Below are 12,510 nucleotides of genomic sequence, written 5' to 3'. Positions count from 1 at the left end.
GAGCCAGGAGCCCGGCAGGACCGGGTCGGGTCGGACACGCACCTAGCCGGTCGGGATGGCTGCGTGTTACCAAGGGGTATGGCGACGTATGACGCGGTGATCGTCGGTGGTGGCCACAACGGGCTGGTCGCGGCGGCCTATCTGGCCCGGGCCGGGCGGCGGGTGGTCGTGCTGGAGCGGCTCGGGCGGACCGGGGGTGCGGCGGTCTCCACGCGGCTGTTCCCCGGGGTCGACGCCCGGGTCTCGGCCTACTCCTATCTGGTCAGCCTGCTGCCGTCGAAGATCGTGACGGACCTCGGTCTGCGCTTCGCCGTGCGCAAGCGTGCGGTCGCCTCCTACTCACCCGCCGTGCGGGCCGGGCGGCCGACCGGGCTGCTGGTGGAGCGCGATCCGGTGCGCACCCGCGAGTCGTTCGCCCGGTTCACCGGCTCGGACAAGGAGTTCGACTCCTGGCAGCGGTTCCAGGGCATGCTCGGGCAGGTGGCCGAGCGGGTCTTTCCGACCCTGACGGAGCCGCTGCCCACGCGCGGCGAACTCCGTGCCCGCGTTGATGATCCGGCGGCCTGGGAGGCGCTCTTCGAGCGCCCCATCGGCGAGGCGATCGAGGCGGCCTTCGAGGACGACCTGGTGCGCGGCACGGTGCTCACCGACGCGCTCGTGGGCACCTTCACCCACGCCCACGACCCCTCCCTGCGGCAGAACCGCTGCTTCCTCTACCACGTGATCGGCGGTGGCACCGGCGACTGGGACGTCCCCGTGGGCGGGATGGGAGCCCTGACCGACGCCCTCGCCGACGCGGCCCGTGCGGCTGGTGCGGACATCCGCACCGCGTGTGAGGTGACGGGCATCGCCACGGACGGCAGGACGGCCGAAGTGGCCTCCACGGGCGGCACGTTCGCGGCGCGGTACGTCCTGGTCAACGCCGCTCCGCACGAGCTGGCCCGGCTGCTGGGGGAGCAGGCTCCGCCGCCGTCCGAGGGGTCCCAGCTCAAGGTCAACATGCTGCTGCGGCGGCTGCCGAGGCTGCGCGACAGCGCCGTCGAACCGCGCGCCGCCTTTGCGGGGACCTTCCACATCAGCGAGGGGTACGAGGAGTTGGAGACCGCCTACCGGCAGGCGGACGCGGGCCGGATCCCGTCGGCCCCGCCGTCGGAGATCTACTGCCACTCGCTGACGGACCCCTCCATCCTCGGCCCCGAGCCGGCCCGCGAGGGGTATCACACCCTCACCCTCTTCGGCCTGCACGCTCCCGCCCGGCTGTTCACCGCCGACCACGGGACCACGCGCGAGCAGCTGCTCCGGGCCACGCTGGACCAGCTCGACTCCCACCTCGCCGAGCCGATCGCCGACTGCCTGGCCCTCGACAGCGACGGCCGTCCGTGCTTGGAGGCCAAGAGCCCGCTGGACGTGGAGCGGGAGATCGGGCTGCCCGGCGGCAACATCTTCCACACCGCGCTCGACTTCCCCTACGCGGAGGGCAGCGGGGAGGGGGAAGGGGAGAGCGAGGGGGAAGGGGCGGCGGCCCGGTGGGGGGTCGGGACCGCCCACGCCAACGTGCTGCTGTGCGGGTCGGGTGCGGCGCGGGGCGGCGGGGTCAGCGGCATCCCCGGCCACAACGCGGCGATGGCGGTGCTGGGGCGGTGAGGGGCGGGGAGGGTTGGAGGGGGAGCAGGGGTTGGGTTGGGGGTTGAGATCGCGGGTCCGGGCAATCGCCTGACGGCTGGTCATGCCGGTCCCTATGCTTCGACCGCTGTTGACGATCGAGCTGACGTCCTAGCTGTGGAGGCACGATGAGAATCTCCGTGGACCATGACCACTGCATTGGCTCCGGGATGTGCGAGGTGACCGCACCGAAGGTGTTCACCCTGAACGACGACGGATACGCCGAGATCATCGCCGGGGCGCAGGACGGCGCGGGCGACCCGATGGTGAAGGAGGCCGTGCGGGGGTGTCCGGTGCAGGCCATCAAGATCGGCGAGTAGCGGGCGAGTAGAGGTCCGGAACGGGCAGAGGTCCGGAACGGGCCGGTCGTGGCCGGGTGTTGGCGGCCGTGGCCGGCCCGTTCGCCGCGCGGCGCGGGGCGGTGAACCGAGGAGTGGTCCGGGGCGTTGTTCGGGGTGGGCGCGTGTGCTGCCCATCGTGTGTGCGGCAACCTCGGGAGGACAGCGGTGCTCAGGTTCGAAGGTGCGTGGCGGATCACCGTGCTGAGCAAGAACGCCGACTTCGAGCAGCGCGCGGTGGTGCGGGGGAAGTACGGCGCCAAGGTGCTGCCCGGGGTGGCCGGGGCCAGCATCGAGGTCGACATGGAGAGCTGGGGCCTCGCGCTGGAGCACCTGTTGTGGGGGCGCAACTGGGAGCAGAACCTGCGGACCATTCCCGGGCCGGTCACCGAGCAGGGTGGGGTGCGCAGTCAGGTGCTGACCAGCAACGACTGCCACTGGCCCGGGAAGGCGATGGACTACCCCAACTTCGTGGTGCGGCTGGACCAGGTGGTGGCGGAGAAGGTCGAGCGGCGCGCGGCGCCCGGGGTTGCGCCGGTGACGGCCGCGACGCAGCATGTGCGGACCTCGACGGGGTCGGGGGCGGGGTTCGGGGCGGTGCCGGGAGTGCCGGGGGTGCCGGTCGCGGGGGCGGGGTCGGGGTCGGGGGCGGGGTCTGAGCAGGGGTGGCGGACGGGGACCTCGGAGGCGGAGTGGTCCGGTGCGCAGCAGGCTGTGCAGCCCAGGCTGGTGCCCGCTTGGCGGCGTTCCGGCCCGGTGGCTCCGGCGGGCGGGGAGGCGCCGGCCACTGGTGCCGCCGCAGGGGAGCGTGGGCCGATGGGTAGGGGGCAGCAGACCTCCCCGGGAGTTCCGGGGCAGCTCGGAGCGGGGCAGGGGGTCGTCAGGGCCGAGCGCGGGGTGCTGCCGGTTCCGGGGATGCCGGGGACTCCGGCGGAGCGTGCGGTGCGGCCTGCTGGGGCGGATGAGGTGCAGGGGAATCTGGTGCCAGGGGTGCGGAAGGCGCGGTCGGTCGCACCCGGGGTTCCGGCGCAGCCCGCCGTGCGGCCCGGTGCGAGGCCTGAGGTGGCGCGCGAGGTGACGCGTGAGGCGGGTGGGAGCGATGGGTGGTGGCCGAGTACGGTGAGTGCCGGGGAGGATCTCGGTAGCCTGATCGAGCGGGAGTTGCGTGCTGATGGGTCGTGAGAAGCCCGTTCTTGAGCGGGTCACCATTCAAGTGGGCCCGCATGCGCATGGTGCGTTGGCGGCTGGCCCGGTCGAGGGCGAGCTCGTGCTGTTGCTGCACGGCTGGCCCGAGTTCGCGGACTGCTGGACGCCGGTGCTGCACGCGCTGGGCTCGGCCGGCCTGCGGGCCGTCGCTGTCGACCAGCGGGGATACGCCCCCGGTGCCCGGCCCGGCGAGGTCGCCGACTACGCGGTGACCGAGTTGGTCGCGGATGCCTTGGCCTTCGCCGACGCGCAGGGCGCCGAGCGGTTCCACCTGGTCGCCCACGACTGGGGCGGCCTGGTGGCCTGGGTGCTCGCCGCCGAGCATCCGGAGCGGCTCAAGTCGCTGACCGTGCTGGCCACTCCGCACCCGAACGCGCTCGCCCAAGCCGCCGCCGAGGACGAGGAGCAGGACCGCCGGCTCGACTACGTGCGCGTGTTCCGCAGGGAGGGCGGTGTCGCGGAGGAGCGCCTGCTCGCCGAGGGCGCGGCGCGGCTGCGGGGCGTCTACGGTGGTCGGGTGGCGGCGGAGTTGGTGGAGGAGAACGTCCGGCGGCTCTCCGAGCCCGGGGCGCTCACCGCCACGCTGAACTGGTACCGGGCACCGTCTGGTCCGCTGGCCGTCGAGGCCGGTCGGATCACCGTGCCGACCCTGTTCCTGTGGGGGAGCGGGGACTTGGCGCTGGGGCGTGGTGCGGCCGAGGCCACGGGAGCTTGGGTGGACGGCCCGTACCGGTTCGAGGAGTTGGTGGGTGCCAGTCACTGGCTGCCCGAGGAGGTCCCCGAGCTGGTGATCCCGCGGCTCCTGGAGCACCTGTCCGGCCGGGACTGACCGGGCGGGCAGGGCGATGGCCCGGACGATCTGTGGGGGATCGTCCGGGCCGTTGTGTGTCCGGGCGCAGCCGCCCGGCGGTTGAGTGGTTGAGTGGTTCAGCGGTCCGAGGGCGGTGGCAGAGTGAGGGCGAGCGGCCTCACGCGTCCGGGGCCCCAGGGGGGGGAGGGAGCGCCATGAGTATGCCGTTGTGGAGTGGGCTGGTCATGGGCGGTGCGGTCATGACCACGGGAGTGGCGACCCTGCGGGGGTGGCAGGCGGCCGGCTACAAGCGGCCCCGTGCTGCCGGGTGGGCGGGCCTCCTGAGCGGCCTGGGGATCGTGATGGGCACGCTCCTGGTCATGCTCGGAGTCTCCGACGGCGCCCTGCGCTGGTGGGCGTGGGGCATCGGGGGCCTGCTGCTGCTCGGGCTCGTGCTGCTGGTGGTCAGCGGGCCGCCGACGCGTTTCGGCTCCCGTGCCAGGCGGGGCGGCGATCGCTGAGCAGCCCGCGACAGCAGCGGCCCGGACGATCGGCGGGGATCGGCCGGGCCGTGGTGCAGGTGCAGGTGCAGGTGCGGGTGCGGGGTTAGAGGGTGGTGGTGGCGAGGGTGAGGAAGGCGGTCCAGCTGGTGGGGGTGATGGTGAGCTGGGGTCCGGCCTGGTCTTTGGAGTCGCGGATGTGGATGGTGTTGGGGGTGGCGGCGATTTCGATGCACTCGCCGCCTTCGCCGCCGCTGTAGCTGCTCTTGAACCAGGTGAGTTGGGTGCTGGCCACTGTCGCTCCTCGGGGGGTTAGAGGGTGGTGGCGAGGGTGAGGAAGGCGGTCCAGCTGGTGGGGGTGATGGTGAGCTGGGGTCCGGCCTGGTCTTTGGAGTCGCGGATGTGGATGGTGCTGGGGGTGGCGGCGATTTCGATGCACTCGCCGCCCTCATTGCCGCTGTAGCTGCTCTTGAACCAGGCGAGTTGGGGCGCTTCGATGTTCATAGTTCTCCCAGCATCTTCTCGATCAGGGTCTGTGACTCCCGAGGCGTGAGTGCTTGCGCTCGCATGGTCCCATACTTCGCAGCGAGCAGCCGGACCTCCTCGAAATCGGTGATCAGGCGGCTGACCTGCTGGACTTCGACGTAGCCAACCTGCGGTCCGCCCTTGGGAGTCAGCAAGGTGAAGGATCCGTCAAGGGCGGTGTGATCCTGACAGCTTGTCGGCATGACCTGGAGTTCGCCGTTTCTCAACGTACTGAACGTCAGGAGGCTTTCCAACTGTCCTTTCTGAATCTGCCTGCCGCCGATCGGGCGTTGCAGGACCGACTCTTCGATGAGACAGCTCACCATGGGTGGTGGCCACTTTCGGTTCATGATTTCCTGCCGGGCCAAGCGCGCTGCCAGGCGCCACTCGATTGTCTGCTCATCCCAGAGTGGGCGCCGGACATTGAAGAGGTGGCGGGCATACTCGGGGGTCTGTAGCAGTCCAGGGACGGCCATGGTGCTGTAGTAGTTCAGCTCCACTGCCTCCGGCTCCAGGCGGGCGTAGTCCCGGAAGAAGACCGGATGCCGCACACGTGGTTTCTTGGCCTTCTTCGTGTCCTCGACGCCGGCCTTCAGTAGGCCTCCGGCGTCCAGGAAGTCGTCAGCAGCGATGAGCAGGTCCTCCTGCGCATTGCGGCGACCGCGTTCGATGGAGGAGATCAAGTCTTCGCTGTAGCCGAGCCGGACGGCCAGTTCGCGCTGGGTCAGGCCCTTACGTTCGCGCAGGATCTTCAGTTGTTTGCCCAGGATGGTGGAGAGCGCCTGGGACTCGTCCGCAGCTTCGTCATCATCCAACTCGATTGGCTGCTCCGGGATCTGCCCCTCCGGAACGGTCACCGTGACCACCGCCTCGCCCGCGTGCGTTCGTTTGCTGGCGAGCGTACGCGCGGCCGTGCGCGGCGGACGGGGAACAGCGGAACTGAACTCGTTTGGAGTAGTCGGTAGTCAGTGGTCCCGGTGGCGGACGATCAGGAGGGGGAGCAGCACCGCGACCAGCGGCCAGAGCAGGAAGACCACGGCTGACCCCGTCAGCGTCGGGTGGAAGCCCGGGTCGCCCAGCATGTCGGCATCGAGGACGAAGACCAGGCGCTGCCAGGCGGCGATGGGTGTGGCGTTGTGGAGGTCGATGACCCACTGGTGGAGGCTGCTGTTGAGGAGGGTCGGCAGCAGGAGGAGCGCCACGGATACCATCACCATGGTGGTCGCGCTGTGCCGGATGAGGGCACCGAGGCCGAGCCCGACCAGCGCGCAGACCACCGGGAACACCGCGTCCGCGAGGATGCAGCGCAGGGCGTGCGGCTGGCTGATCGAGATGCCGATGTGCTGGGTGGACAGGATGGCCTGGGAGATCCAGAACGAGCCGAAGGCCATCACCAGGCCCGCGACCAGCATCAGCGCGGTCAGCACGACCACCTTGGCGGCCAGTACCGCCCGGCGGGCCGGGACGGCCGCGAAGGTGGTGCGGATCATGCCGCTGCTGTACTCGCCGACGATCGCGATGGCGCCGATGCTGCCGGTGGCCAGGGCCAGGATGAACGAGGAGTTGTTGGGGAACGCGTCGCCCATCGACCAGAGCGGGACGAAGTCGGCCTTGGTCGACGGCGGATAGTCGGGCCAGTTGCTGAGGTCGGAGCGGGCCGCGTTGGCGCTGATGGCGAGCACCGCCAGCACGGTGGTCAGCAGGGCCCAGCGGATCGAGCGCAGGGACCAGAGCTTGGTCCACTCGGAGGCGAGCAGGTCGCGGAACCGGGCGCGGGGATCGTCGACGATCTGCGGGGAGGCCGGGGTGGAGATCGAGGCGTGAAGGGCGGTCATCGGGGGTCTCCGGCGAGGTATTCGACGCTGTCGGCGGTCAGTTCCATGAACGCCTGCTCCAACGAGGCGTGGCGGGTGGTCAGTTCGTTCAGTCGCAGCTGGTGCTGGAAGGCGAGTTCGCCGACCCGGTCGGCGTCCAGGCCGGTCACCGTGAGCTGGTCGGGCCCGTCCTGGTGGACGCCGGCGCCGTGGCCGAGCAGCAGGGCGGTCAGTGCGGCGGCCTGCGGGGTGCGGACGGCCACGCTCGCCCCCGTGGCGCGGGCCGCGAACTCCGCGATGGTGGCGTCCGCGAGGAGTTCGCCGCGGCCGATCACGATCAACTGCTCGGCGGTGCTCTCCATCTCGCTCATCAGGTGGCTGGAGACGAAGACGGTGCGCCCCTCGGCGGCCAGCCGCTGGAAGAGGCCGCGCACCCAGAGCACGCCCTCGGGGTCGAGGCCGTTGAACGGCTCGTCGAAGAGCAGCACCGGCGGGTCGCCGAGCAACGCGGTGGCGATGCCCAGGCGTTGGCGCATGCCGAGCGAGAAGCCGCCGATCCGGCGCCCCGCCGCGCCGGCCAGGCCGACCTCGCGCAGCACCTCCTCGACCCGGGTGCGCGGGATCCGGTTGCTCTGGGCCAGCGCCGTCAGGTGGGCCCGGGCGCTGCGTCCGCCGTGCACGTCGCTCGCGTCGAGCAGGGCGCCGACGTGGCGCAGGCCGCGCGGGTGGTGCTGGAAGGGGCGTCCGTCGATGGTGGCGGTGCCGCTGGTGGGCGAGTTGAGGCCGAGCAGCAGGCGCAGCGTGGTGCTCTTGCCCGCGCCGTTGGGGCCGAGGAACCCGGTGACGTGGCCCGGGCGGACGGTGAAGCTCAGCTGGTTGACGGCGGTGGTGCGGCCGTAACGCTTCGTCAGTTCGTTGACTTCGATCACGGGATCCACCGTGCCCCCCGGCGGTGCCGCCGCGCATGGGGCCGTGGGCTGCACCGGTGGGGGCAGGGTAGCCCCGGGGTGTAAGCCCGTGGGCCCATGCCTGGTCAGCGGGCTGACGGCTACCATCGCGGGGTGAAAACACCCTTGCTCAAGCGGATACCTGCCAGGGTATGGACCGGCCTGGTGTGGGGAGTGGTGCTGGCCTCGCCCGTCGCGCTGTTGCTGACCGTGCGCCCCGGGGTGCAGGCGGGTACGCAGGCGGTCCTTCCCGTGCTCGCCACGCTGCTGCCGCTGGTGCTGCTGCGCCGACAGCCGCTGCTCGGGCTGGCGTTGATGCTGGGCGCCGCGTACTTCGGGGTCGTGACGTTCTGGTGGTGGTGGTTCGGGGCGATCGAGTGCCTGGCCGCGGACCTGGCGCTGGTGTACATCGCCCGCAGCAGGCCGCGCCGGGAGTCGCTCTGGAGCGCGGCGCTGATCTGCGTCGCGATGGCGGGCGCGGTGCCCAACTGGCTCGGGGCGCACGGCCTCGGGTACCGCGGGTTCGACTACTCGCTGGGGGTTCCGTTGGCGCTCGTCTACCTGCTGGCGACCTGCCTCGCCTGGCTGGTCGGCCGCTACCTGCACCAGCACCGCGCCTACACCGAGTCGCTGCGCAGCCAACGCGCCGCTCAGGCGGCCACGGCCGAACGACTGCAGATCGCCCGCGAGTTGCACGACATGGTCGCGCACAGCATCGGCATCATCGCGATCCAGGCCGGGGTGGGCAGCCGGGTGATGGACACCCAGCCGGAGGAGGCCCGCAATGCGCTGCGGGCGATCGAGGCGACCAGCCGGGAGACCCTGGCGGGGCTGCGGCGCACCCTCGGCGCGCTGCGCCAGCCGGTCGCGGGCCAGACCGCGGGAGCCTCGCCGCGGGAGCCGGCGCCCGGTCTCGGGGACGTCGGGCGGCTGGCGGAGGCGACCGGGCAGGCGGGGGTGCGGGTCGCGGTGCGGTGGACCGGGGAGCGGCGTGCGCTGGCGCCGGAAGTCGACCTGGCCGCCTTCCGGATCATCCAGGAGGGGCTCACCAACGTGGTGCGGCATGCCGGAGTGATGTCCTGTCAGGTGCTGGTCGACTGCCGGGAGGAGGAGTTGGTCATCGAGATCACGGATCGCGGGAGCGGTGGTGGCAACGTGGGTATGAGTGGGGCCGGGTACGGGCTGATCGGGATGCGTGAGCGGGTGGCGCTGTTGCACGGTGAGTTCGCGGCCGGGCCGCGGGACGGGGGCGGGTACCGGGTGGCGGCGCGGCTGCCGCTGGTGGCGGGTGCGCGTGCGGGAGCAGGAGCGGGGGCGGGGAGCCGATGACGGTACGGGTGGTGCTGGCCGATGACCAGCCGCTGGTGCGGGCCGGGCTGCGGGTGCTGGCGGCGGACACCGAGGACCTGGTGGTCGTCGGCGAGGCGGGGACCGGGACCGAGGCGGTGCGGCTGGCCCTGGAGGAGCAGCCGGACGTGGTGGTGATGGACATCCGGATGCCCGGCATGGACGGGATCGAGGCCACCCGGGCGATCACCGCCGGGGGCGGTCCGGTGCGGGTGCTGATGCTGACCACCTTCGACGAGGACGACTACGTCTACGCCGCGCTGCGCGCCGGGGCGAGCGGGTTTTTGGTCAAGGACATGGCGCTGGAGGACATCCTCGGCGGCATCCGGGTGGTCGCCGCCGGGGACGCGCTGATCGCGCCGGCTGTCACGCGGCGGCTGATCGAGGAGTTCGTCAGCCGGCCCGAGCGGCCGGGAGCCCTGCACGTGCCACCGGCGGTCGAGGGGATCACCGAGCGCGAGCGCGAGGTGCTGACGCTGGTGGGGCGGGGGCTCTCCAACAGCGAGATCGCGGCCGAGCTGTTCATCAGCGTGGCCACGGCCAAGGCCCATGTGGCGCGGCTGTTCAGCAAGTTGGCGGCGCGCGATCGGGTGCAGCTGGTGATCACGGCGTACGAGCTGGGGCTGGTGAGGGTGGGGGAGCGGGGGTAGGGCCTGGTCAGGCGGCGCCGAGGTCGAGGTGGAAGTGGTCCGGGTGGGCCGGGCGGACGCGGGCGTCGGGGGTGGTGGCGTCGCGGCGGGCGAGCCAGGCGCGCAGGCGCTCGGGGGACGGGCGGGGGCCGGCGATCTCGTGGAGCAGGACGCGGGTCGGGCGGTTGACCGAGAGGTCGGCGGGCTCGACTTCCAGGACCTCGAAGGTGCTGCCCGGGGCGAAGACCACGGTGGGCTGCTCACCGGGCTCGCCGAAGGCCGAGGTGCGGCGGCCGGTGGCGGACCAGAGGGCGAACTCGACCTCGACGTCCTCGCCCAGGTCGGCTGCCACGGCGCTGATCCCGCTGATCGGGGCGGACTCGGTGAGCAGCGCGCCCGGGGTGTAGCGGTCCAGCTCGAAGGGGCCCGGCGGGGCGCCGACCAGCACCGCGCCGTGGTGGCTGGGCAGTCGGCGCAGGCCGGCGGCGAGGCAGCGCAGGTAGGGGAGCAGGGTGCCCGGGTTGCCGGAGCGGGCGGCGGCGGCCAGCGCGGTGCGGGAGGCGGGGACGGGGGCGTCGACGTGGTGGAGCAGCACGGCGACGAGCTCGGGGCGGAGGTCCTCGCCGGCGGCCGGGCGCAGGCCGGGGAGGCGGGTGGCCACCTGGTCGGCGCGGCTGGCCCAGCGGATGTAGGGCTGGCCGAGGAGGGCGACCAGGGCCTCGCGGTCCTCGTAGGGGGTGGTGGAGGGGGCGGGAGCGGGTGTGGGAGTGGGTGGGGTGGGAGCGGGTTCCGGGGCCGGGGCGGGCTCGGGGAGGGGTTCAGGGGCAGGGGTCGGCTCGGGCTCGGGGGTGGGCTCCGGGGCAGGGGTCGGCTCGGGGGTGGGTTCAGGTTCGGGCGTGGGCTCCGGCTCCGGGACGGGCTCGGGCTCGGGCTCGGGCTCGCGGACGGGCTCCGGGACGGAGGTCGCCTCGGGGGCAGGCGTCGGCTCGGGCGTGGGCTCCGGCTCCGGGACGGGGGTGGGCTCGGGTTCGGGTGCCGGCTCGGGTTCGCGGGCGGGCTCGGGTGCCGGCTCGGGCTCGGGGGTGGGGGCAGGCTCAGGGGTCGGCTCGGGTTCGGGCGTCGGCTCGGGCTCGCGGGCGGGCTCGGGGGCAGGCGTCGGCTCGGGCTCGGGGGTCGGGGTGCGGACCGGGGACATGGAGAGGGTGGGGACGTCGTCCGGGTTGGCCGTGCTCAGCATCGTGGTGGGCCGGTCGGCCGAGGTGGGGATGGGAATGGCCAGGCCTGCCATCTCCGACGCGGTGGGGATCGGGATGGGGAGCTCCGGCTCCGGCGCGAGGGGTGCGACGGGCGCCGGGGCCGGAACAACCACCGGCTCCGCTACCGGTACCGGCTCCGCTACCGGCGCCGGAACAGCCGCAGGCGCCGCCCGCCGCACCGCCCCCTCCGTGCCCAGCCAGGTGAGCTTGTGGATCCGTGCGCTGAACCGCCCCACCGTCTCCGACTCGGCGTCCATCGACCCCGCCACCGCGACCGCCAGCCCCAGCGGCCCGCTCGGCCCGGCGCCGAGCGGGGGGAAGCCCGGGAGCAGCGTGCCCAGGTGCTCCCAGACCTCCTGGGTCACCGGGAACCCGGCCGCGCCGACCACCAGCACCGGCTGCGCCGGGTCGGGTCGGCGCAACCGGGGGGCGCGGTCGGCGGTGCCGATCGCCGGGCGCAGCCAGAGGCCGGCCGAGATGGCCTCCAACTCCCAGCCGGGGAAGGCGTGGTAGCGCGCCGGTCCGGCCGGTGCCCAGGAGGGGTGGCCGCGCCAGGCGACGGCGGTCACGCTGCGCCTGACCGGGCAGGCGGTCAGCTCGGTCAGGTAGGGCTCCCAGCCGGGCGTGCCGTCGGGGGCGAGGTGCACGCTGGAGTAGCCGCTCGCGGTGAGCAGCGGCAGGCCCATGGCGGCGTGCACCTCGCGGTCGAGCGAGGCGGCCAGGATCGCGGAGAGTTCGACCAGGGCGACGGGGTCGGCCCAGGGGGCGCTGAGCAGCAGCCGCAGGTCTCCGGCGGTGGGGGCGGCGGTGGCGAGCAGCGATGCTGCCACCGAGGCGAGTTGCACGCCGGTGGGCAGCGGCGCGCCGGGCTCGCCGAGCACCAGGAGCAGGGTCCCGGTCGGCGCCGAGGCGAAGTCGAGGATGGCGGGCGCGAAGGCGGGGGCGGTGGCGGTGATCCAGACGCCGCCGCTGCGCAGCGGGTTGATCGCCGCGTCGCCCGGCCAGCGCTCGCCGAGCGCCTCGGGCTCGCCCGCCGGCCGGCAGCGCCACCAGGAGCCGCCCGTCACCAGCAGGGTCCCGTCCGGCTCGATGGAGACCAGTGCGTCGGGTGCCACCACCGTCAACCCGGTGCGCTGGGACAGGAGTTCGGCCGGACGCCGGCCGTCGGGGCCGCTCGCGCCGAGCCCGGAGGCGGCCAGCACCAGGGTGTCGGCCCCCCGGGCACCCGCGTTGCGGGTCAGCTCGCCCAGCGATTCGCGCAGCACCGGGGCGGCGTCCGGCGCGGCGGCGAGCAGCACCAGGGCCCGGGGGTCGGCGCGCACCGGGCCCATGGCCGCGGCCAGGCCCTCCTGCTCGGCGCCCGGCGGCGCGATGAGGAAGTGCGGACCCACCGCGCGCAACGTGGACCGCTCGGTGACCTGGGATTTTGCCGAGTCCATGGCCTGGCCTCCGTTCTGCTGAGTGAGCCCCAGCCGGGACTACGGGCCCGTCACCCC

At 73.1% G+C, this 12,510-nt stretch carries 13 protein-coding genes; 7 read left to right on the top strand and 6 right to left on the bottom strand.

Annotated elements, in window-relative coordinates; translation table 11 throughout:
• Positions 1-78: 78 nt before the first annotated feature.
• The 5 genes from OG294_RS12375 (at position 79) to OG294_RS12355 (ending at position 4,517) form a co-directional block, all read left to right on the top strand.
• Positions 79-1,644 carry a phytoene desaturase family protein gene (locus OG294_RS12375; protein ID WP_327066530.1) on the top strand — a complete coding sequence of 522 codons (1,566 nt, stop codon included), beginning with the start codon at positions 79-81 and terminating at the stop codon, positions 1,642-1,644.
• A 146-nt stretch (positions 1,645-1,790) separates the two neighbouring features.
• Positions 1,791-1,982, top strand: coding sequence for a ferredoxin (locus tag OG294_RS12370; protein ID WP_327066529.1), 192 nt, complete (start codon positions 1,791-1,793; stop codon positions 1,980-1,982).
• A gap of 186 nt (positions 1,983-2,168) precedes the next feature.
• Entirely contained in the window at positions 2,169-3,182 is a 1,014-nt protein-coding gene (locus OG294_RS12365) for a hypothetical protein (RefSeq protein ID WP_327066528.1), read from the top strand.
• A gap of 55 nt (positions 3,183-3,237) precedes the next feature.
• Positions 3,238-4,035 (top strand): alpha/beta fold hydrolase, encoded by a 798-nt coding sequence (locus tag OG294_RS12360; RefSeq protein ID WP_327066527.1) that lies wholly within the window; start codon positions 3,238-3,240, stop codon positions 4,033-4,035.
• A 176-nt stretch (positions 4,036-4,211) separates the two neighbouring features.
• Entirely contained in the window at positions 4,212-4,517 is a 306-nt protein-coding gene (locus OG294_RS12355) for a hypothetical protein (protein WP_327066526.1), read from the top strand.
• Between the two features lie 85 nt (positions 4,518-4,602).
• On the opposite strand, the gene OG294_RS12350 is transcribed toward OG294_RS12355, so the two are convergent.
• From OG294_RS12350 to OG294_RS12330, 5 genes are all read right to left on the bottom strand, one after another.
• Positions 4,603-4,791 carry a DUF397 domain-containing protein gene (locus tag OG294_RS12350; protein WP_327066525.1) on the bottom strand — a complete coding sequence of 63 codons (189 nt, stop codon included), beginning with the start codon at positions 4,789-4,791 and terminating at the stop codon, positions 4,603-4,605.
• A 17-nt stretch (positions 4,792-4,808) separates the two neighbouring features.
• On the bottom strand, positions 4,809-5,000 hold the full coding sequence (locus tag OG294_RS12345) for a DUF397 domain-containing protein (protein ID WP_327066524.1): 192 nt from the start codon (positions 4,998-5,000) through the stop codon (positions 4,809-4,811).
• Complete coding sequence (locus OG294_RS12340; protein ID WP_327066523.1) at positions 4,997-5,878, bottom strand: helix-turn-helix domain-containing protein; 882 nt, start codon at positions 5,876-5,878, stop codon at positions 4,997-4,999. Before OG294_RS12340 ends, OG294_RS12345 begins: the two co-directional genes overlap by 4 nt.
• A 108-nt stretch (positions 5,879-5,986) precedes the next feature.
• Positions 5,987-6,856, bottom strand: a complete 870-nt coding sequence (locus tag OG294_RS12335; protein ID WP_327066522.1) for an ABC transporter permease subunit — start codon at positions 6,854-6,856, stop codon at positions 5,987-5,989.
• On the bottom strand, positions 6,853-7,764 hold the full coding sequence (locus OG294_RS12330; RefSeq protein ID WP_327066521.1) for an ABC transporter ATP-binding protein: 912 nt from the start codon (positions 7,762-7,764) through the stop codon (positions 6,853-6,855). Before OG294_RS12330 ends, OG294_RS12335 begins: the two co-directional genes overlap by 4 nt.
• A 132-nt stretch (positions 7,765-7,896) precedes the next feature.
• Here OG294_RS12330 and OG294_RS12325 point away from each other — a divergent pair, with 132 nt between their 5' ends.
• Positions 7,897-9,111 (top strand): sensor histidine kinase, encoded by a 1,215-nt coding sequence (locus OG294_RS12325; RefSeq protein WP_327066520.1) that lies wholly within the window; start codon positions 7,897-7,899, stop codon positions 9,109-9,111.
• Positions 9,108-9,779, top strand: coding sequence for a response regulator transcription factor (locus OG294_RS12320; protein ID WP_327066519.1), 672 nt, complete (start codon positions 9,108-9,110; stop codon positions 9,777-9,779). The genes OG294_RS12325 and OG294_RS12320 overlap by 4 nt, the downstream gene beginning before the upstream one ends.
• Positions 9,780-9,786: 7 nt before the next feature.
• Here OG294_RS12320 and OG294_RS12315 read toward each other — a convergent pair whose 3' ends face one another.
• The gene (locus OG294_RS12315) at positions 9,787-12,453 is read right to left on the bottom strand and encodes a hypothetical protein (RefSeq protein ID WP_327066518.1); all 2,667 of its coding nucleotides are present in this window, start codon (positions 12,451-12,453) and stop codon (positions 9,787-9,789) included.
• Positions 12,454-12,510 lie beyond the last annotated feature (57 nt).

The sequence above is a fragment of the Kitasatospora sp. NBC_01302 genome, from assembly GCF_035976515.1.
Classification (GTDB): Bacteria; Actinomycetota; Actinomycetes; order Streptomycetales; family Streptomycetaceae; genus Kitasatospora.
The sequence above is the reverse complement of the archived record's forward strand: the minus strand, read 5'-3'. Positions and strand labels throughout refer to the sequence as shown.